This is a genomic window from Streptomyces sp. NPDC019937 (genome assembly GCF_040631655.1).
Taxonomy (GTDB): Bacteria; Actinomycetota; Actinomycetes; order Streptomycetales; family Streptomycetaceae; genus Streptomyces.
In genome coordinates, this window is sequence record NZ_JBEYAL010000033.1 from 57,425 (window position 1) to 76,609 (window position 19,185).

Genomic DNA, 19,185 nt, shown 5'->3' on the forward strand with positions numbered 1-19,185 from the left:
GATACGTCACACGGGACGCCGGGCGCCTCCTGACGCCGCGTCCCGCATTACAACCATCAACCAGTGTCCTGTGTGTCCGGCGCGCAGCCGCGCAACGCCACCGCCGGAGAGCGCCTCAGAGTGATCACTCACCTGCTAGACGAGAAAGACATACCTACCGGTTCCCATCCAAATCCCCCAGGCACTCTCGACAGACCAATGTGGCAGGGGTCACCCTGTCATTCATCCACGCGGGGAGGCATGGATGGGCAGGAGCCGCAGAACAATTCCGGAGGAGCTTCTGCTGCTCGCCTTGGACCCGACCACGGGTACCACGGCGCAGCCGCAGTCGCTCGACCTCGGTCTGGCCGGGGCACAGCTAGTAGAGCTGGCCTTGGCCGGACGGATAGCCCCTGACGGGGATCGTATCGCCGTGGTGCTGCCACGGCCGACCGGAGATCCAACTCTGGACTCCGCACTGGAGCTGCTGCGTCGTCGCGGCAGCCCGGTTCGGGCCGTCCACTGGATCGGCGGGCCCCGGCTGGGGCTGCGCCAGACGTATCTCACGCACCTGGAGCGGTGCGGCATGGTGCATGCCGTGGCGGGCCAGATGTGCGGGGTGCTGCCGACGACTCGCTACCAGGCGACGGACACGGCGATCAGCCGGGAGATCAGGTCCCGGCTGGACAGTGCGATCCGCACCGGCGTACCGCCGGACCCGCGGACCGCGGCGCTCGCCGCCCTGGCCCACGCGGTCGGGCTCGGCAAGCACCTGTATCCCGGGAACGAAGGGCGCTCCTCGCGCTCCAGGCTCCGGGATCTGATCAGGCACGACCCGATGGGCGGTCTGGTGGCGCACGCCGTGATGGACGTGCAGAACGGTGTCGCGGCGCAGCCACGGCGCGCACCGGCCCCGGGCCGACAGCCGGCAGCACGCGCCGCGGAGCCCGCGGCCGGGGTTCCGGCTCAGCCGTCCCGCCGCGGGAGCATGGCCCGCGTCGGAGCGCGCTGACCCCTTGACCGGAGGCCCCCAGGGCGCCCCAGGACGCCGCGCAGCGCCGCGAGCGCCCCACCGCACCCCGAGGAGCCCCCGGAGCACCACAGCGCACGACAGGGCAGCACAGGGCACGCATCCAGGGCACCACCCGGGCTCGCCAGAGCCCGCAGAACCGATACAGCACCACCGAGCACCAGTCCGCTCCACCGACCGCACCGCAGTCCCCACCGACCCGGTCCGGGAGCCGCTGAAGCGCGGGGTGGTGGGACGGCCGTTCCGGACGACCGGCCGTCCCGCCGCCCCGCGCGCGCGTTCGACCGCCCTTTGTACGGTCTTTGTCGGGCCATTTCCCAGCGCGGCCGGGTCCGGTAGTGGCAGGCTGCTGAACAGCATGTATCAGCAGTACGAAGCCGGAGGTGCACGTCCCGTGACATCGAACGTCGGCCCCACTGTCCGGCGACGCCGGTTGGGCCAGGAACTGCGCAGGCTCCGCCAGGAGAAGGGCATGACGGCGGAGGAGGTGGCGGAGGAGCTGATGGTCTCCCAGTCGAAGATCAGCAGACTGGAGAACGGCCGTCGCAGCATCAGTCAGCGCGATGTGCGCGACCTCTGCCGGACCTACAAGGTCGAGGACAAGGCCCTGGTCGATTCCCTGATGCAAATGGCGAAGGAGTCGCGCCAGCAGGGCTGGTGGAACGCCTTCGGCGACGTCCCGTACAGCGTCTACATCGGGTTCGAGACGGACGCGGCGTCCCTGCGGGTCTACGAACCCCAGGTGATGCCGGGGCTGTTGCAGACCCCGGAGTACGCGGAGGCGGTGATCAGCGGGGCGCTGCCCGAGGTCGCCCCGGACCAGATCGCCCAGCGGGTGCAGGTGCGGCTGCGGCGACAGGAGCGGATCACCGATCCGCTGGCCCCGCTGCGGCTGTGGGCCGTGGTGGACGAGGCGGCGATGCGGCGCGTGGTCGGCAACCACAAGATCATGAGCGATCAGCTGGAGTATCTGGTCCGCATGAGCCACGAGCCGCATGTGACCGTGCAGGCGCTGCCGTTCGGCATGGGCTCGCATCCGGGCATGAGCGGGCAGTTCACCATCCTGGAGTTCTCCGACGAGTCGGATACGAGCGTCGTCTATCTGGAGGGCGTGACGAGCGACCTCTATCTGGAGAAGCTCACCGATGTGCAGAGCTACAGCATGATGTACGAGCATCTGCGGGCCCAGGCGCTGAACGTGGACCAGAGCCGTCAGTTCATCACCGAGGTGGCGCAGGACCACGCGCGTCGGCACGGGGAGGGCTGACGACGCCGGTCGGGAGCGAGCGCGGAGCGTACACCTCCGCACTTCGCCGCGGAAGGGGCCGGTGGAATATGCCACCCGGTCGAGTGAATGGCCACCTTTCCTGACGATGTTGACGAGTAACGTCGGCCTCGCCTCCAAACGGGGGTGCATCTCGTCAACAAAACGCATCGGAGCAATTGTGTCCATTCAGCAGGGAAAGACGAGTACCTGGGTGAAATCCTCGTACTCCGCAGGAAACGGCGCATGCGTAGAGGTCGCCTCCCCGGTCGTCGACGAGATCGCCGTGCGCGACTCCAAGGACCCGCACGGACCGACGCTCAGCTTCGCCCCCGCCTCCTGGTCGGCCTTCGTCGCCGACGTCCACGGCGGAGCCTTCGACCTCGGCTGATCCTGCTGTTCGACCGGCCGCGGCAGCGCGGTCCGGCCCCGCAGAACCGCAGTTTCGCCGCAACGCCACCGAGCCCTCTCGACCGGCCGCCGTCCCTGCCGAGAGGGCTCGTCGCATGCCTTCCCCCGCCTTATCGCCCGCCGTCATCGAAGTTCCGCGACGTACCGGTCCGTCCCGGGAATCGTCGGAATGAACGGCGCGACGAATTCCACCCGGCCCAGACCGGACCGTTCCACATCGGTGTCGAGACCCGTCATGAATTCCTCCCAGCACATCCGTGGATCGCGCTGCAGGAACCACAGCAGCGTCAGCCTGGTGTCGACGCCCTCCACCTGCTTGACGTACGCCATGCGGTCCGACGGCAGCGGGGTGGGGCGGAAGACGGTCACCAGCGCGGCGGGCGAGCCGGCCAGGCGGCGGGGCAGATGGCGGGCCGTGAGCCAGTCGAGCAGCTCCCCGCGCCGCTCGGGGCTCTCGCTCTCGATGACCTCCAGGACCAGCCCGGCGTAGGGGTGGTCGAGGGCGTGGTGGTCGCGCGGCCCGGCCGCGCCGTCCCGGTAGACGGTCGCCTCCCGGTCGTGGAAGGCCGTCAGGACGTGCGTGCGCTCCTGGAACACCCGGCCGTCCCGGTTCAGCCGCTTGTTGATGCCGACCGTCCACCGCATGTGCTCCGCGTAGCGGTCCTCGGTGAGCCAGTAGACGGTGAGGTAGCAGCCCGCGGTGACCGGCTGGGCGACCGCCGACTTCGCCGGGTAGCGCAGCCGCTGGAGGTCGCGGGTGGCGACCCAGCGGCGCCCGGCGTAGATCCACGGCATGGCCATCGCGCCCGCGATGAAGTGGTCGTCCTCGTACCAGCGGTTGTACGCGTACTCATGGCCCGGATGCGGCTCGACCATCGTGATCAGGGCGTGCCCCGGGCGCACCCCGTAGGGGCCGACGGAAGCCAATTGGGCGTACAGGTCGCCGCTCGCGTCGCTCGTCATGCCCATCAGGTGTAGCTGACGCGGCGTCAGCTTGGGAGAGGTGCGACACGATCCGCGCCGTACGGCATTCGGCGCGAACCGGGTCTGGTCATATCAGGTCCGCGCGCCTAGCCTGACGCCGCGTCAGCCCCGAGGAGGCCCCATGCTGAGCGGCAGAACGGTCATCGTCTCCGGTGTCGGCCCCGGCCTCGGCCAGCGCGTCGCCGCCGCATGCCTGCGCGAGGGCGCCAACGTCGCCCTCGGCGCGCGGACCGCGGAGCGGCTGGCCGAGACCGCCGTGGAGCTGGACCCGGGCGGCACGCGCACCGCCCACCGGGCCACCGACATCGCGGACGAGGCCCAGTGCGAGGCGCTGGCCGCGCTCGCCCTGGACCGCTTCGGCCGGATCGACGCCGTCGTCAACGTGGCCGCCCTGGACAGCCACTTCGGCGGGCTGGAGGACGCCGACTTCGCGTCCTGGGGGCGCGTGGTGGACGTCAACCTGTTCGGGACGCTCCGGATGACCCGGGCCTGCCTGCCCGCGCTCAAACGGAACGGTGGCGCGGTGGTGCTCATCGGCACGCAGTCGTCGCTCGCCGCCCCCACCGAGGTACGGCAGACCGCGTACGCGGCGTCCAAGGGGGCGCTCACCTCGGCCATGTACGCGCTCGCGCGCGAGCTGGGCCCGCACCGGATCCGGGTCAACACCGTGCAGCCCGGGTGGATGTGGGGGCCGCCGGTGCGGGCGTACGTCCAGTTCGCCGCGCACGCGGAAGGGCTGCCCGAGGCCGAGATCGAGCAGCGGCTCGCGGGCCGGATGGCGCTGCCCGATCTGGCGACGGACGGCGATGTGGCGGAGGCCGCGGTGTTCCTGGCCTCCGACCGGGCCCGGGCGATCACCGGGCAGTCGCTGCTGGTGAACGCCGGTGAACTGATGCGCTAGCGCGACTCCTGTCCGGCCTTTCGGGATCCCGCTCCCGTACCGACCCCTCGATGCGTGGGTGTGCGTCTGACGAAGTGCCCGCTCATCCTGGATTCACGGACGCGTGCACGACAACGCCTGAGAAGGTCAAGAAACCGTAAAATCGTTCTTCTCTCTGATTTGTGTTCACATTCGTGACCTCTCGAACCCTTGACCGGCCGCCCGGACAAGCGGTTCAATCCGGGAAGTACCCCGCTCCCGCTCGGGGGAACCGCCCCAAAGGAACGTCGCGGCGAAGTGCGCACCCGTTCACAAGGCGGACCCCTGGGAGGGGACATGAACAGTCTCGACTGGGCTGTACTCATCGGCTACTTCGGCGTCATGGTCGGCATCGGCGTCTGGTCCCACAAGCGCGTGGACAACGTCAGCGACTTCTTCACCGCCGGCGGCAAGATGCCCTGGTGGCTGTCGGGCATCTCGCACCACATGTCCGGCTACAGCGCCGTGATGTTCACCGGTTACGCGGCCATCGCCTACCAATACGGCATCACCTCTTATGTCACCTGGTCCTTCCCCATCGCCATCGGCATCGCGATCGGCGCGAACCTCTTCGCGCCGCGCCTCAACCGGGTGCGCAGCAAACTGGGCGTCGCCTCGCCCCTCGAATACCTGAAGAACCGCTACAACCTGCCCACCCAGCAGGCGCTCGCCTGGTCCGGGGTGTTACTGAAGATCGTCGACGTGGGCGCCAAGTGGGCGGCCATCGCCACCCTGCTCTCCATCTTCACCGGCGTCTCGCTCAACCAGGGCATCCTGATCACGGGCGCGGTCACCGCCGTCTACTGCACCGTCGGCGGGCTGTGGGCCGACGCGCTCACCGAACTCGGCCAGTTCGTCATCCAGCTGGTGGCGGGCATCGCGATGCTGATCGCCGTGCTCAACGAGCTGGACGGCTTCAGCACCTTCTGGACCGTCTGGGACGACCTCCCCGACAGCCACGCCGAACCGACCGTCGGCCCCTACACGCTGATCTTCTTGCTCTCCTACCTCTTCATCAAGACCTTCGAGTACAACGGCGGCATGTGGAACCAGGCGCAGCGCTACATGGCGACCGACAGCGCCCACTCCGCCAAACGCTCGGCCCGGCTGTCGGCCGTCCTGTGGTTCGTCTGGCCGCTGGTGCTGTTCTTCCCGATGTGGGTCGCGCCGCTCATCATCAAGACGGACAAGCCCGCCGACTCGTACGCCGAGATGGCCGAACACCTGCTGCCGCACGGTCTGCTGGGGCTGGTCATCGTCGGCTTCTTCTCGCACACCATGGCGATGTGCTCCTCCGACGCCAACGCGATCGCCGCCGTGGTGACCCGCGACATCATGCCCGCGATCTTCAAGTCCGTACGGCAGTGGAGCACCCGCACCGGCCTGCTCGCCGCCCGCTACACCACCCTGCTCTTCCTCGCCCTGTCCATGGGCATCGCCACCCAGGTGAACTCCGACTTCTTCGGCGACATCATCACCGTCGTCATCAAATGGGTCGCCGGTCTGATGGGGCCGATCGCGATCCCGCTGATGCTCGGCATGCTGCGGGCCTTCCGCAAGTCCGGGCCGACCGCGGCGCTCACCAGCTGGGGCCTCGGCCTGATCGCCTTCTACCTGGTCAACTACCCGATCAACGACGCGATCGACGGCGGCGTCAACCTGGAGTACCAGGTCGCCGTCCCGCTCGCGGTCTCGCTCGTGCTCTTCATCGTCGTCGGCTATCTGAAGCCGGAGGACACCCCCGAGCGCGACGCCATCCTCGCCTCGCTCAACTCGGACGGCGACGGGCCGGGTGCGGCGGGCGCCGCGCGCTCGGTTCCGGCACCGGACGCCACCGGCCGTACGACGGTCGCGGGCGCGTCCGACTGACGCCCCGCCGCGCGGCGGCAGCCCCACCGGGCCCCGGTCACCCTCGCTCCTTCGGTGACCGGGGCCCTGAAGTGGGGCTTTACGCACGTACAGGCAACCAACACCCCGCCACGGGCCATCATCCGGAACGTACTATCGTCGGCCGCCTGTGCCGTTTGCCGCCCTCACGCACCTCTGGAGCGACCCCGTGACCGCGACACAGATGATCGCCCGGCGTCCCGTCCTGTGCGCGGCGGTGTTCTGTCTGCTGTCCTTCACGGGCTTCTGGATCGCGCAGCGGGCCGCCCAGGTGTCCATGGTCGATCTGCTGGTCTACCAGGCCGAGGGCTGGACCGTACGCAACGCGGCGGACCTGTACGACATGCGGGCGACCGCGCACCATCTGCCCAACACCTACCCGCCGTTCGCGGCCATGCTGTTCACCCCGCTGACCGTCATGGGCACGGGCGTCCTTCGCACCTTCGGCACCGCCGCCAACCTGGCCCTGATGGTCGCCCTCGCCCATCTGTCGCTGCGGCTCGTCGGCCGCCCGCGCCGGGCGCCGCGCGCCGCCGCCGTGCTGGCCCTGGCCGGAGTCGCGGTGTGGTGCGAACCGGTGTGGACGACCCTGCGCTACGGCCAGATCAACCTGGGCATCGCCGTCCTCGTGCTGTGGGACCTGACCCGGCGGCCGGGCCACCGCTGGGCCGGGTTCGGCACCGGCATCGCGACCGGGATCAAGCTGACCCCCGGGCTCTTCGTGGTCTTCCTCGCCGCCGCCGGGCTGATCGACGCCGTCCGGCGGCTGCGGGCCGGGCACGGCTTCGCAAGCGACCACCTGCGGCGGGCGGGCGTCGCCACGGCCGCCTTCGCCTGGACGGTCTGCCTGGCGGCGCTGGCGCTGCCGTACGACTCGAACCGCTTCTGGACCGAGATCGTGTTCGCCACCGACCGGCCCGGCGACGTCGAGGGCTCGGGCAACCAGAACCTGCTCGGCGCCCTCGCCCGCCTCCTGCACACCCCCGACCCCGGCCCGTGGTGGCTCGCCGCCGCCGCGCTGACCGGCTGCGCCGGCCTGGCCACCGCCGTCGCCGCCCAGCTCGCGGACGACCGCGCCCTCCCGCACGCCCGCGCCTGGGCCGCCGTCAGCTGCGCCGTCACCGCCCTCATGGTCAGCCCGGTCTCCTGGTCCCACCACTGGGTGTGGGCGGTCCCGATGGTGCTGCTGCTCGCCGTCGAGACGGTCCGCCGGGCGTCCCGCGCCTGGGCGGGCTGGACGGCGCTGACCGGGCTGCTCTTCTGCTCCTTCATGATCTGGTACGCCCCGCACAGCGTGAAACAGCGCGTCGAGCTGCACCAGACCCCGCCCCAGATGCTGATGACGGCCGTCTACCCGATCATCGGCGTCGCCTTCCTGACGACCGCGGCGTGGGTCATCTTCCGCGCCCTGCGCGGCGGCGGGGGCACCCCCGCTCGGCCCGTGGCGCCGCGTCGTCCCCAGTCCCGCACGCTCACGCGCGCGGGTAGCGGCTGAGCCAGGCGGGGGCCGAGTTCTCGGGGCCGTGCAGGGCGGGGCCCTGGGTCATCTCCATCGCGAAGTCGTCCGCCAGCTCCAGGATCGTGCCGCGCCCCTCCACCTCGGCGAGCCACACGGGCGGCAGTGCCGTCTCGCCGTGCAGCACGCCCAGCAGATTGCCGCAGATCGCCGCCGTGGAGTCGCTGTCCCCGCCGTGGTTGACGGCCAGCAGCAGACCGTGCCGCACGTCCTCGGCGACCAGGGCGCAGTACAGCCCCATGGCCAGCGCCTCCTCGCCGGTCCAGCCCTCGCCGAGGGATTCGACGCGCTCGGGCGTCGGCAGCCCCTGGCGTACGGCGCCCAGCGCCCGCCGCAGCGCGTCCGTGGTCTCCTCGTGGCCGGGGCGGCCCGCCAGATGGGCCAGGGTGCGCTGGACGGCGCCGTCCAGCGCCTCCCCGCGCGCCAGCCCGTGCACGATGAGGGCGAACGCGCCGGCCGCCAGATAGCCCGTGGGGTGGCCATGGGTCTGCGCCGCGCACTCGATGGCCAGCTGGAACACCAGCTGCGGCTCCCAGCCCACCAGCAGCCCGAACGGCGCGGAGCGCATGACGGCGCCGCAGCCCTTGGAGTCGGGGTTCTTGGGGGCCTCCAGGGTGCCCATGGTCGCGTCCCCGAGCCCGGTCAGACAGGCCCGCCCGGGCGCGCGCTGGGCGTACAGCCACTCCTGGCGGGCCAGCCACCCGTCACCCTCGCGCCGCTCGTCGGGGCCCCAGTCGCGTTGGGTGGCGTACCAGCGGCGGTGCGCGGCGTGGATGTCGGTGGGCGGATGCCAGGCGCCGGTGTCGCGGCGCACCTGGGCGCGTATCAGGCCGTCCACGGTGAACAGCGTCATCTGGGTGTCGTCGGTGACCGCGCCGCGCCGCCCGTACGCGGGCAGGAAGTCCGTCACGCCCTGCGCGCCGTGGTTCGCCCGGATGTCGGCCAGCGAGGAGAACTCCACCGCCGCCCCCAGGGCGTCCCCGATCGCCCCGCCGAGCAGACAGCCCCGTACCCGGCTACGGAAGTCCTGCTGTTCGGCGCGGCCCCAGACGCCGGTCGCTGCGCTGGCGGTTGCGGTCACGACCTTTCCCCTCTTCTTCGATATGTGTATGGCCCTGGAGTGTCTTTGAACTGTAATGGACACTCTTTGATCGAATCCGGGTGCCGTCCATGGGGCGGCGAATGGTGAAGGCGTCATCACGGATAGTGCGACGGACCTCCTCATTCCGAAATGACGCACCGGATAACGGACAGCGCACAACGCGCAGCGGCGTTCCCATCGCGCGGCAGATCTTACGGGGAAGCCCGGCATTCCCGAGACGGCGGAATGCGACCCGCCGCGGGCACGGATGAGGGCCCCGACCGCCGTGCGGTCGGGGCCCTCATCGTGCGGGCGTGTCGGTCCCGGTCAGGCAGGTTCCGGGGAGCCGAGCAGCGCGGACGCGGCCTCAAGTGGCGTATGGCCCGCGTCGGGTGTGGATACGGGAAGGGAACGGCAGGTGAAACCGAGACGGGTCAGTGCTCGGGTGACCTCGTCGGCGGTGAAGTCACGGCGGTCCTGACGGGTGATGACCGCGCCCACTTGCTTGACGGGGTATTGACGGCGGCCGATGAGCACGGAGTCTCCCGTGACGGTTTCGGGTTTGATACCTGCCATCGCTTGCTCGACCTCACTCTTGATCAGATCGAAGGGGAAGCGGGCGATAACACAGCGCATAATGCCTCAACAGGGTCGAAGAGAGGCCGAAATCGGATGACCGGCCGGAGAGATCAGCGGGGCGAGGGCGAGGACTCCCAGGGCGTAACCGTCCTCGTCGACCACCGGTGAAGCCCGCAGCGCGCGCTCGCGCATCCTGCGTTCTGCTTCACCCACAGCCGTCACGGGCGAGGTGAAGGGCCCCCGGTCGTGCGGGATGTCCCGCAACCGGGTTTCCTCGGTGTACCAGGAGGCGCCGCGGTGGGCGCTCAGCTGGGCACGGGCCACCAGTCCGGCACACCGGCCGTCCTCGTCACGGACGAGGAGATGGTCGGCGCGGGCGCCCGCGAGGACCGACAGGGCCACGTCGACGAACATGTCGTCTCCGGCCTGCGGCCCGAGCGGGCTCATGGCGTCATCGGCTGTCCTGGGGGAACAGCTCGTCGGGCTGGGGTGCGGGTGAACCATCGTCAAGGAGAGCCTCCGTGCTGTGGTGGTCCGACGAGCCGTAACCGAGCGTCAGCGTCCGGTCCGGGGCCTACGCGGCCGAGCCGAGGGTGGACCGCCGCTGCGAGGCCCCCGCCCCCGTCCGGGTCGATCCGGCGGCGCGGCGGGCCCGGGCCGGTCGGCTGCGCCGCCCCCGCGAGGACGAGCCGCCCCGCTTGGCGCGTTCGACGACCGGCATGGCGATGGTGACGGGGATGCCGGAGGGGGCCTGGGCGCCGGTGATGCGGCTCAGTTCCGCTTCGCCGGAGCGGACCTTGGTGCTGTGCGGGGTGATGCCGGCCGTGCTCATGAGCCGGGCCATGTCGCGGCGCTGGCCCGGCAGGACGAGGGTGACGACGCTGCCGGACTCGCCGGCCCGGGCGGTGCGGCCGCCGCGGTGCAGGTAGTCCTTGTGGTCGCTGGGCGGGTCCACGTTGACGACGAGGTCGAGGTTGTCCACGTGAATGCCGCGGGCCGCGACGTTGGTGGCCACCAGTACCGTCACGTCGCCGGTCTTGAACTGGGCGAGCGTGCGGGTGCGCTGGGGCTGGGACTTGCCGCCGTGCAGGGCGGCGGCGCGGACGCCGCTGTTCAGCAGGTGCTGGGTGAGCCTGTCCACCGCGTGCTTGGTGTCGAGGAACATGATCACCCGGCCGTCACGGGCGGCGATCTCAGTCGTGGTGGCGTGCTTGTCCGCGCTGTCGACGTGCAGCAGGTGGTGTTCCATCGTGGTGACGGCCCCCGCCGAGGGATCGACGGAGTGGACCACCGGGTCGGCCAGGTAGCGCCGGACCAGAAGGTCGACGTTGCGGTCCAGGGTGGCCGAGAAGAGCATCCGCTGCCCTTCGGGCCGGACCTGGTTCAGCAGCGCGGTGACCTGAGGCATGAAGCCCATGTCGGCCATCTGGTCCGCCTCGTCCAGCACGGTGACGCCGACCTGGTCCAGGTGGCAGTCACCGCGGTCGATGAGGTCCTTCAGCCGCCCGGGGGTCGCGACAACGACTTCGGCTCCGCCGCGCAGAGCGCTGATCTGCCGGCCGATCGCCATACCGCCGACGACGGTGGCCAGCCGCAGCTTCAGCGACCGGGCGTAGGGGGCGAGCGCGTCGGTGACCTGCTGGGCCAGCTCCCGGGTGGGAACCAGGACCAGCCCCAGGGGCCGGCGGGTCTCGGCGCGCTGTCCGGCGGTACGGGCCAGCAGGGCCAGGCCGAAGGCGAGGGTCTTGCCCGAGCCGGTACGTCCACGGCCCAGGACGTCGCGGCCCGCGAGGGAGTTCGGCAGCGTGGCGCCCTGGATCGGGAACGGCACGGCCATGCCTTCCGCGGCCAGGGCCGCCAGCAGCGCGGGCGGCATGTCCAGTTCGGCGAAGGTCTCGGCCGGAGGCAGAGCGGGGGTGCGCGTGACGGGCAGGGCGAACTCTCCCTGCGGCGCGGCGGGACGACGGCCGTTCCCACCGGAGCGGGGGCGGACGGAACGGTTGTTCGTTCGGACAGTGCGTTTCATGCGGCCTTCCTCGATGCGGCACGTCGAGGAATTCTCGGCAGCAGTGAGCCGCGCAGAAAAGAATCGCAAGAACGAACCGAATAGGTAAACGAAACGAAGTGGGGCGGAAGAGGTGCGCCCACCGCTTCGAAAGATGATCGACGTACACCGGCAAGGCGGACGCTCAAGATGCCGGATCGCCGGGGAAAACGAGTGGGGCCCGCACCCAAGGTGCGGGCCCCAGCGTCGCTGTACGCGTCAGCGTCAGGCGGGAACGATGTTCTCGGCCTGCGGGCCCTTCTGGCCCTGCGTGAGGTCGAAGTTCACCTTCTGGCCCTCCTGCAGCTCACGGAAGCCCTGGGCGGCGATGTTCGAGTAGTGGGCGAAGACGTCGGGGCCGCCGCCGTCCTGCTCGATGAAGCCGAAGCCCTTTTCCGAGTTGAACCACTTCACGGTGCCAGTAGTCATGCTATATCTCCTTCGGGCGCAGTGCCCGGAGCCCACACTTTGCGGACCCCGCGTCGCCGCGATGATCACCCCTCCGGAAATACACCGGAAATACAAAAGCATTCCCGCCGTGTACGACGGCGAGGACACTTGAAGTCTGGGAACCACAACTGCAACTGACAACGACGGTAGCACGGCACGCCGGGTCCTGCACGATAATTGAGAGTCAAGCTCGGCACGGCAAAAACTCCCCACCAATTCAGAGGTTATTTCTGCAGTCGCGGCATTACATATTGGGCATCGGCGGGGAGAACGCCACCGAGGACCGGCGGGCCGCCGGGAAGACGGCCGCACGGTGGACGGCGGGGGTGACGACCGAGGCCCCGCCACCGCACCCTCACCTCCACCTCCCCGGCCCATGGGGTCGGGCCCCCTGGGCCTGTTACGGCAGTAGAGGTAAATCTGCACCGGCCGCAGTAGACATGCGGCGCTCCAGTGGCTAGTGTTTCTCGCGTAGCCAACGACGTCAGTCAGGCGCGGCAGAGACGAACTGCCGCGAGCAGAACACGGCACGACAGCGGAGTGGCGGGGCCGGGAAGTGCAGGAAGGTCCCGCCACTGGCTGCCGGGCCGGGTGGCCGCAGGGCCGCCACGCATGACGCACGACAGCAGTTCCAGCAAGAGCAGCGAGAGAAAAAGGAGAGGAGGAGACGCCATCAGGATCGCCCGGGCACGGACCTGGTCCGCTCGGGTACCGCAGGCCCCGGATTGGAAGGTGGTCCCCGGTCACGCAGCCGCGATCCCCGCGCCTCGCCCCCAGGGCAGGCAGCGGAAACAGAAGGCCGGCGCACAGCGCCGGTAGATGGTGTTGAACCCTCGGGGCCCTGGTGCCAAATGGCACCAGGGCCCCTCGACGCGTCCCACAGAGAGGTGCGATGAATTCGAAGCCCCGAGAACGAGCCACCGACAAATTCGATGACGACGATTACCCCGCGTACACCATGGGCCGCGCAGCGGAGATGATCGGCGCCACACCCGCCTTCCTGCGCGCCGTCGGCGAGGCCCGCCTCATCGTCCCCCTGCGCTCCGAGGGGGGCCATCGCCGCTACTCCCGCTACCAGCTGCGCATCGCGGCACGCGTTCGCGAACTCGTCGACCAGGGCACTCCGATCGACGCCGCCTGCCGCATCGTCATCCTCGAAGATCAGCTGGAGGAAGCCCGGCGGCTCAACGAAGAGCTGCGGGGGCCCGTCGCCGAATCGAACCAGCCCGAGGCTTCCTGACCATGCCCCCGCCCCGGCCCCCGGGGTGATCTGATGTCCTGATGTATCGTCACCCACATGGGAACCGGGGTACTGCGCTGCGGGGTATGCGGATCGAGTCGGCTGAGCCCGGTCGCTCAGCTCAGGACGCTCGAAGGCCAGAACGACCGCCTCCGGCTCACGTTCCCCCGCCCGCGCGCCTACAAGCTCCGCCCGGCGTTCGACGTCGACTTCGCCCGCGCCTGCCTCGACTGCGGCGCCGTGCTGCCGTTCCTCAGCGATGTGGACCTCAAGCAGCTCAACGACGACGCCGATGGCCTGACCGGCTACGACACCTGAAGCGCCGCCCCTACGGTTCGCCGGTCAGCCGCTTGAACAGGTGCACGTCCGCGTGCCCCCCGGGGATACCGGGCGTCCTGCCGGTCTCGGCGTAGCCGTGGCGCTCGTAGAATCCGGGAGCCTGAAAGGTGAACGAGGACACGGCAACGCGATCGCAGCCGCGCCGACGCGCCTCGGTCTCGGCCGCCCGCAGGATTCTGCCGCCCCAGCCGTCCTGACGACTGTCCTCGCGCACCCACAGCAGCTCGATGCCGCACAGGCCACCCCACGTCCACGCGGACAGCCCACCAACCAACTCGCCCGCTCGATCGGCGACCTTGACCGAGAACGCGCCACGATCGGCCGCGCCCGTGGCGGCCGTGTTGAAGGCGACCAGTTCCTCGGTCAGCCGCCTCTCGAGTTCGCTGTCACGCCCGCCGGTGGTCAGGGTGGGGCCAGGTCCGTCATCGGTTGTCATGGCGCGCAGCATGGCAGCCCGCCGAGCCGCACGGCACGCGTTTTCTGCCCGCCCGTCGGGCGCGGGCTCAGTCCGTGACGCCCAGGCGGAGGTGCTCGACGTGGTGGAGGGCCTGGTCGAGGAGTTCCGCCACGTGGTTGTCGTGGAGGGAGTAGACGACGGAGCGGCCCTGGCGGGTGCCGGTGACCAGGCCGAGGTTGCGCAGCAGGCGGAGTTGGTGGGAGCAGGCGGACTGCTGCATACCGACGGCTTCGGCGAGTTCGGTGGCCGGGCAGGGGCCCTCGCGGAGGTGGGCCAGGATCAGCAGGCGTGAGGGGGTGGCGAGGGCCTGGAGGGTGGCGGCGACCGTCGGGGCGTTATCGGGGGTGAGACGGGCGCGCGGGGCGGCGGCGTCGCCGGCGGGGGTTTGTGCTCCATGGCCCATGGGCTCATCCTACGGACCACTTATGCATGAATACTTGTTCAAGTGTTGCTGGTACGGTGTGCCGCCATGACGTCCACGCTCACCACCCGGTCCGCGCCCCCGACGGCCCGGCCCGCGGCCGTACCCCGCCGCCGTACCCACGTACTCGCCCTGCCGGAGGCCCGCTGGGCGCTGGCGGCGCTCGTGCTGTTCCTGGTCGCGCTGGCGGCGCAGCTCGGCGGGGCGCCCGGCTGGGCGTGGGGGCCGCTGTACGGGGCGGTGTACGTCACCGGGGGCTGGGAGCCGGGGTGGGAGGGGCTGAAGGCCCTCAAGGACAAGACGCTGGACGTGGATCTGCTGATGGTGGTCGCGGCGCTCGGCGCGGCGGCGATCGGGCAGGTGCTGGACGGCGCGCTGCTGATCGTCATCTTCGCGACCTCCGGCGCCCTGGAGGCGGTCGCCACCGCGCGGACCGCCGACTCGGTGCGCGGGCTGCTCGACCTCGCGCCCGCGACCGCCACCCGGCTGCTGCCCGGCGGCGGCGAGGAGACGGTGGCCGCCGACGCGCTGGCGGTCGGGGACACCGTCCTGGTCCGGCCCGGGGAGCGGGTCGGGGCCGACGGGCGCATCCTGGACGGCGAGAGCGAGGTCGACCAGGCCACCATCACGGGCGAGCCGCTGCCCGTCGCGAAGGCGGCCGGGGACGAGGTGTTCGCCGGGACCGTCAACGGCACCGGGGCGCTGCGGGTACGGGTCGAGCGCGACCCGTCGGACTCGGTGATCGCCCGCATCGTGCGGATGGTCCAGGAGGCGTCGGAGACCAAGGCGCCCACCCAGCTGTTCATCGAGCGGGTCGAACAGCGGTACTCCCTGGTGATGGTGGCCGCCACGCTCGCCCTGTTCGCGGTCCCGCTCGCGCTCGGCGCGGCGCTTCAGCCGACGCTGCTGCGCGCGATGACCTTCATGATCGTCGCGTCCCCGTGCGCGGTGGTGCTGGCCACCATGCCGCCGCTGCTGTCGGCGATCGCCAACGCCGGACGGCACGGCGTGCTGGTGAAGTCCGCGGTCGTCATGGAGCGGCTGGGCCAGGTGGACGCCGTCGCCCTGGACAAGACCGGGACCCTCACCGAGGGCACGCCCCAGGTGACCGAGGTGCGCCCGCTGCCCGGTGCGGGGCTGGACGAGGACGCGCTGCTGCGCCTCGCGGCCGCGGCCGAGCGGCCCAGCGAACACCCCCTGGCCCGCGCCGTCGTGGACGCGGCGACGGGACGCGGGATGCAGCTGCCGGACGCCGAGGGGTTCGCCTCCACGCCCGGGCTGGGGGTCTCCGCGACCGTGGAGGGGCGCGAGGTCCGGGTGGGGGCGCCCGCCCGGGTGCTGCCGGAGGCGTACGCGGAAGTCGCCGAGGTGGAGGCGGCCGGGCACACCGCCGTCGCCGTCCTCGTGGACGGCCGGGCGGCCGGGGTGCTCGACCTCGCCGACCGGCTCCGCCCCGGCGCGGCGGAAGCCGTCGACGGCCTCACGGCGCTGACCGGCTCCCGGCCGGTGCTGCTCACCGGCGACAACCGGCGCGCCGCCGACCGCCTCGCCGCGGAGACCGGCATCGCCGACGTACGCGCCGGGCTGCTGCCGCAGGACAAGGTGGCGGCCGTACGGGAGCTGGCGGGAGCCGGGCGCCGCGTCCTGGTCGTCGGGGACGGCGTGAACGACGCGCCCGCCCTGGCGGCCGCCCACACCGGCGTCGCCATGGGCCGGGCGGGCTCCGACCTGGCCCTGGAGACCGCCGACGCCGTCGTCGTACGGGACGAACTGGCCGCCCTGCCCGCCGTCGTACGGCTCTCCCGCACCGCCCGGCGGCTGGTCGTCCAGAACCTGGTCATCGCCGGTGTCTGCATCACCGCGCTGGTCGTCTGGGACCTGACCGGGCAGCTGCCGCTGCCCCTCGGTGTCGCCGGGCACGAGGGCTCCACGGTCCTCGTCGGCCTCAACGGGCTGCGGCTGCTGCGCGAGTCCGCGTGGCGGAAGGGCTCAGTCGCCGAGCACCGGTAGCAGCTCCGGAAGGTGCCCGTCCGAGGCGAGGGCCGCCGTCTGCCGCTCCTCCGGCACGTTGGCGTAGGTCGTCGTCCGGGGGCGGGCGGGGCGGCCCGCCAGGTCGGCGATGCCGATGAGGTCCTGGATGGAGCGGTAGGAGCCGTACGAGGAGCCCGCCATGCGGGAGATGGTCTCCTCCATGAGCGTGCCGCCCAGGTCGTTGGCGCCGGAGCGCAGCATCTCGGCCGCACCCTCGGTGCCGAGCTTGACCCAGCTGGTCTGGATGTTGGGGATGTGCGGGTGGAGGAGGATCCGCGCCATGGCCGTCACGGCGCGGTTGTCGCGGGTGGTGGGGCCGGGGCGGGCGATACCGGCGAGGTAGACGGGGGCGTTGGTGTGGATGAAGGGGAGGGTGACGAACTCGGTGAAGCCGCCCGTCTCCTGCTGGATCTCCGCCAGCAGCCGCAGATGGCCCAGCCAGTGGCGCGGCTGGTCGACATGGCCGTACATCATCGTCGAGGACGAGCGGATGCCCAGCTCGTGCGCGGTCTTGATGACCTCCACCCAGGTCGCGGTCGGCAGCTTGCCCTTGGTGAGGATCCAGCGCACCTCGTCGTCGAGGATCTCGGCCGCCGTGCCGGGGATGGTGTCGAGGCCCGCCTCGCGCGCCGCCGTCAGCCATTCGCGGATGGACATCCCGGTGCGGGTGGCGCCGTTGACGACCTCCATCGGGGAGAACGCGTGGACGTGCATCCCGGGGACGCGCTCCTTCACGGCCCGGGCGACGTCGAAGTACGCCGTCCCGGGCAGGTCCGGGTGGATGCCGCCCTGCATGCACACCTCCACCGCGCCCACGTCCCACGCCTGCTGGGCGCGGTCGGCGACCTGGTCCAGGGAGAGGGTGTACGCGTCGGCGTCGGTGCGGCGCTGCGCGAAGGCGCAGAAGCGGCAGCCGGTGTAGCAGACGTTGGTGAAGTTGATGTTGCGGGTGACGATGTACGTGACGTCGTCACCGACGGCCGCCCGCCGCAGGTCGTCGGCGATGCGGGTGAGCGCGTCCAGCGCGGGCCCGTCGGCGTGCAGCAGGGCCAGCGCCTCGGGGTCGGTGAGCTTGGTGGGGTCGTCGGCGGCCTGCGCCAGGGCGGCCTTCACGTCCGCGTCGATCCGGGACGGGACCATGCCGGGGGCGGCGGCCTCGCGCAGCGCCTCCCAGTCGCCGTACACCTCGTCGAAGTCGTCGCGCCGGTCGCCGGTGCGGCCCTCGGTGTCGATGGTGCGGTGCAGATCGGTGCGGCCCGAAGGGCTGAAGGCCTCGTCGGGCTCCTGCCAGGGCAGCCCGGCGGGCCGGGCGTCCGGGCGGGCGAGCCCGGTGGCCGGGTCGGCCAGCGCGCGCACGTGCGGCAGCAGCCGCGGGTCCAGCCACGGCTCGCCGCGCTGGATGAACTCGGGGTAGACCGCGAGCCGTTCGCGCAATGCGAACCCGACGGCGGCGGACCGCTCGGCCAGCTCGTCCACCTGGGGCCAGGGGCGCTCGGGGTTGACGTGGTCCGGGGTGAGCGGGGAGACGCCGCCCCAGTCGTCGATACCGGCGCCGATCAGCCGCTCGTACTCCGCGTCGACCAGGTTCGGCGGCGCCTGGATGCATCCGGAGGGGCCCAGGATGTGCCGGGCGACCGCGACGGTGGCCACCAGGTCGTCCAGCTCGGCGTCCGGCATCCCGCGCATCGCCGTGTCCGGCTTGGCGCGGAAGTTCTGGACGATGACCTCCTGGACGCCGTGGTACGAGCGGGACACGCGGCGCAGCGCGAACAGCGACTCGGCGCGCTCCTCGTACGTCTCCCCGATGCCGATCAGCAGCCCGCTGGTGAACGGCACGGAGCTGCGGCCCGCGTCCTCCAGGACGCGCAGCCGGACGGCCGGTTCCTTGTCCGGCGAGCCGTAGTGCGGGCCGCCGGGCTCGCTCCACAGCCGCTCGGACGTGGTCTCCAGCATCATGCCCATGGACGGCGCGACGGGCTTGAGCCGCTGGAAGTCCGTCCAGCTCATGACGCCGGGGTTGAGGTGCGGCAGCAGCCCGGTCTCCTCCAGGATGCGGATCGCCATGGCCCGTACGTACGCGATCGTGTCGTCGTACCCCTCGGCCTCCAGCCACTCGCGCGCCTCGGGCCAGCGGTCCTCGGGGCGGTCGCCGAGCGTGATCAGCGCTTCCTTGCAGCCCATTTCGGCGCCGCGCCGGGCGATGTCCAGCACCTCGTCGGGGGACATGAACATGCCGTGGCCTTCGCGGCGCAGCTTGCCGGGGACGGTGGCGAACGTGCAGTAGTGGCACTTGTCGCGGCACAGCCGGGTGAGCGGGATGAAGACGCTGCGCGAGTAGGTGATGACCCCGGGGCGGCCCGCGGCCTCCAGACCGGCGTCCCGCACGCGCGCGGCGGAAGCGGCCAGATCCATCAGGTCGTCCCCGCGCGCCTGGAGCAGCACCGCCGCCTCGGCGGTGTCCAGCGCCACGCCCTCGCGGGCGCGCTTGAGCGCACGGCGCATCGCGTTGGCCGTGGGGGGCGTCGATTCATTTCCCTGCGCGCTCGTGGTCAT

The 19,185-nt window shown here is 71.2% G+C and carries 18 protein-coding genes; 9 read left to right on the top strand and 9 right to left on the bottom strand.

The features are described from left to right. Nucleotides 1-244: 244 nt before the first annotated feature. From ABZ562_RS29395 to ABZ562_RS29405, 3 genes are all read left to right on the top strand, one after another. Nucleotides 245-991 carry a GPP34 family phosphoprotein gene (locus tag ABZ562_RS29395; protein ID WP_361485284.1) on the top strand — a complete coding sequence of 249 codons (747 nt, stop codon included), beginning with the start codon at nt 245-247 and terminating at the stop codon, nt 989-991. A gap of 412 nt (nt 992-1,403) precedes the next feature. Next, entirely contained in the window at nt 1,404-2,276 is an 873-nt protein-coding gene (locus tag ABZ562_RS29400) for a helix-turn-helix transcriptional regulator (RefSeq protein ID WP_361485286.1), read from the top strand. Nucleotides 2,277-2,454: 178 nt separating this feature from the next. Then, nucleotides 2,455-2,664, top strand: coding sequence for a DUF397 domain-containing protein (locus tag ABZ562_RS29405; protein WP_055557831.1), 210 nt, complete (start codon nt 2,455-2,457; stop codon nt 2,662-2,664). A 143-nt stretch (nt 2,665-2,807) separates the two neighbouring features. Here the strand turns inward: ABZ562_RS29405 and ABZ562_RS29410 are convergent, their stop codons facing one another. Then, a complete protein-coding gene (locus tag ABZ562_RS29410; protein WP_361485288.1) occupies nt 2,808-3,647 on the bottom strand; it encodes a hypothetical protein in 840 nt (279 codons plus the stop codon). A 142-nt stretch (nt 3,648-3,789) separates the two neighbouring features. Here ABZ562_RS29410 and ABZ562_RS29415 point away from each other — a divergent pair, with 142 nt between their 5' ends. The 3 genes from ABZ562_RS29415 to ABZ562_RS29425 all read left to right on the top strand — a co-directional run bounded on the left by ABZ562_RS29415 (nt 3,790) and on the right by ABZ562_RS29425 (nt 7,969). Continuing rightward, complete coding sequence (locus ABZ562_RS29415) at nt 3,790-4,569, top strand: SDR family oxidoreductase (protein WP_361485290.1); 780 nt, start codon at nt 3,790-3,792, stop codon at nt 4,567-4,569. A 315-nt stretch (nt 4,570-4,884) separates the two neighbouring features. Then, nucleotides 4,885-6,456 (top strand): sodium:solute symporter family protein, encoded by a 1,572-nt coding sequence (locus ABZ562_RS29420; RefSeq protein ID WP_361485292.1) that lies wholly within the window; start codon nt 4,885-4,887, stop codon nt 6,454-6,456. A 202-nt stretch (nt 6,457-6,658) separates the two neighbouring features. Then, nucleotides 6,659-7,969 carry a glycosyltransferase 87 family protein gene (locus tag ABZ562_RS29425; protein WP_361485361.1) on the top strand — a complete coding sequence of 437 codons (1,311 nt, stop codon included), beginning with the start codon at nt 6,659-6,661 and terminating at the stop codon, nt 7,967-7,969. Here ABZ562_RS29425 and ABZ562_RS29430 read toward each other — a convergent pair. The 5 genes from ABZ562_RS29430 to ABZ562_RS29450 form a co-directional block, all read right to left on the bottom strand. Beyond that, nucleotides 7,947-9,071 (bottom strand): ADP-ribosylglycohydrolase family protein, encoded by a 1,125-nt coding sequence (locus tag ABZ562_RS29430; protein ID WP_361485294.1) that lies wholly within the window; start codon nt 9,069-9,071, stop codon nt 7,947-7,949. The two genes, ABZ562_RS29425 and ABZ562_RS29430, sit on opposite strands and share 23 nt — an antisense overlap. Nucleotides 9,072-9,398: 327 nt before the next feature. Continuing rightward, nucleotides 9,399-9,707: an SCO5918 family protein gene (locus ABZ562_RS29435; RefSeq protein WP_361485296.1), complete on the bottom strand. Its 309-nt coding sequence runs from the start codon at nt 9,705-9,707 to the stop codon at nt 9,399-9,401. A gap of 6 nt (nt 9,708-9,713) precedes the next feature. Next, nucleotides 9,714-10,097: a CBS domain-containing protein gene (locus ABZ562_RS29440; RefSeq protein WP_361485298.1), complete on the bottom strand. Its 384-nt coding sequence runs from the start codon at nt 10,095-10,097 to the stop codon at nt 9,714-9,716. Nucleotides 10,098-10,224: 127 nt separating this feature from the next. Beyond that, complete coding sequence (locus ABZ562_RS29445; RefSeq protein WP_361485300.1) at nt 10,225-11,676, bottom strand: DEAD/DEAH box helicase; 1,452 nt, start codon at nt 11,674-11,676, stop codon at nt 10,225-10,227. 243 nt (nt 11,677-11,919) lie between these two features. Beyond that, complete coding sequence (locus ABZ562_RS29450; protein WP_055557837.1) at nt 11,920-12,123, bottom strand: cold-shock protein; 204 nt, start codon at nt 12,121-12,123, stop codon at nt 11,920-11,922. A 913-nt stretch (nt 12,124-13,036) separates the two neighbouring features. Between ABZ562_RS29450 and ABZ562_RS29455 the strand changes: the two genes are divergently transcribed. Both ABZ562_RS29455 and ABZ562_RS29460 read left to right on the top strand, forming a co-directional pair. Then, entirely contained in the window at nt 13,037-13,384 is a 348-nt protein-coding gene (locus ABZ562_RS29455; protein ID WP_055557838.1) for a MerR family transcriptional regulator, read from the top strand. A 57-nt stretch (nt 13,385-13,441) separates the two neighbouring features. Then, nucleotides 13,442-13,702, top strand: a complete 261-nt coding sequence (locus tag ABZ562_RS29460; protein ID WP_361485303.1) for a hypothetical protein — start codon at nt 13,442-13,444, stop codon at nt 13,700-13,702. 10 nt (nt 13,703-13,712) lie between these two features. On the opposite strand, the gene ABZ562_RS29465 is transcribed toward ABZ562_RS29460, so the two are convergent. Next, complete coding sequence (locus tag ABZ562_RS29465) at nt 13,713-14,159, bottom strand: GNAT family N-acetyltransferase (RefSeq protein WP_361485305.1); 447 nt, start codon at nt 14,157-14,159, stop codon at nt 13,713-13,715. A gap of 67 nt (nt 14,160-14,226) precedes the next feature. Next, the gene (locus ABZ562_RS29470) at nt 14,227-14,583 is read right to left on the bottom strand and encodes a metalloregulator ArsR/SmtB family transcription factor (RefSeq protein ID WP_361485307.1); all 357 of its coding nucleotides are present in this window, start codon (nt 14,581-14,583) and stop codon (nt 14,227-14,229) included. A 66-nt stretch (nt 14,584-14,649) separates the two neighbouring features. Here ABZ562_RS29470 and ABZ562_RS29475 point away from each other — a divergent pair, with 66 nt between their 5' ends. After that, complete coding sequence (locus tag ABZ562_RS29475) at nt 14,650-16,611, top strand: heavy metal translocating P-type ATPase (protein WP_361485308.1); 1,962 nt, start codon at nt 14,650-14,652, stop codon at nt 16,609-16,611. Here ABZ562_RS29475 and ABZ562_RS29480 read toward each other — a convergent pair. Further along, nucleotides 16,591-19,185, bottom strand: coding sequence for a bifunctional FO biosynthesis protein CofGH (locus ABZ562_RS29480; RefSeq protein WP_361485310.1), 2,595 nt, complete (start codon nt 19,183-19,185; stop codon nt 16,591-16,593). The genes ABZ562_RS29475 and ABZ562_RS29480 overlap by 21 nt on opposite strands.

What these genes read in the sequence shown, in the direction of transcription:
- ABZ562_RS29425 (WP_361485361.1), top strand. Translation starts at nt 6,659, where the DNA reads ATGATCGCCCGGCGTCCCGTCCTGTGCGCGGCGGTGTTCTGTCTGCTG.
- ABZ562_RS29420 (WP_361485292.1), top strand. Translation starts at nt 4,885, where the DNA reads ATGAACAGTCTCGACTGGGCTGTACTCATCGGCTACTTCGGCGTCATG.
- ABZ562_RS29435 (WP_361485296.1), bottom strand. Translation starts at nt 9,707, where the DNA reads ATGCGCTGTGTTATCGCCCGCTTCCCCTTCGATCTGATCAAGAGTGAG.
- ABZ562_RS29445 (WP_361485300.1), bottom strand. Translation starts at nt 11,676, where the DNA reads ATGAAACGCACTGTCCGAACGAACAACCGTTCCGTCCGCCCCCGCTCC.
- ABZ562_RS29470 (WP_361485307.1), bottom strand. Translation starts at nt 14,583, where the DNA reads ATGGGCCATGGAGCACAAACCCCCGCCGGCGACGCCGCCGCCCCGCGC.
- ABZ562_RS29440 (WP_361485298.1), bottom strand. Translation starts at nt 10,097, where the DNA reads ATGAGCCCGCTCGGGCCGCAGGCCGGAGACGACATGTTCGTCGACGTG.
- ABZ562_RS29395 (WP_361485284.1), top strand. Translation starts at nt 245, where the DNA reads ATGGGCAGGAGCCGCAGAACAATTCCGGAGGAGCTTCTGCTGCTCGCC.
- ABZ562_RS29460 (WP_361485303.1), top strand. Translation starts at nt 13,442, where the DNA reads ATGGGAACCGGGGTACTGCGCTGCGGGGTATGCGGATCGAGTCGGCTG.
- ABZ562_RS29450 (WP_055557837.1), bottom strand. Translation starts at nt 12,123, where the DNA reads ATGACTACTGGCACCGTGAAGTGGTTCAACTCGGAAAAGGGCTTCGGC.
- ABZ562_RS29465 (WP_361485305.1), bottom strand. Translation starts at nt 14,159, where the DNA reads ATGACAACCGATGACGGACCTGGCCCCACCCTGACCACCGGCGGGCGT.
- ABZ562_RS29410 (WP_361485288.1), bottom strand. Translation starts at nt 3,647, where the DNA reads ATGACGAGCGACGCGAGCGGCGACCTGTACGCCCAATTGGCTTCCGTC.
- ABZ562_RS29475 (WP_361485308.1), top strand. Translation starts at nt 14,650, where the DNA reads ATGACGTCCACGCTCACCACCCGGTCCGCGCCCCCGACGGCCCGGCCC.
- ABZ562_RS29480 (WP_361485310.1), bottom strand. Translation starts at nt 19,185, where the DNA reads ATGACCACGAGCGCGCAGGGAAATGAATCGACGCCCCCCACGGCCAAC.
- ABZ562_RS29455 (WP_055557838.1), top strand. Translation starts at nt 13,037, where the DNA reads ATGAATTCGAAGCCCCGAGAACGAGCCACCGACAAATTCGATGACGAC.
- ABZ562_RS29415 (WP_361485290.1), top strand. Translation starts at nt 3,790, where the DNA reads ATGCTGAGCGGCAGAACGGTCATCGTCTCCGGTGTCGGCCCCGGCCTC.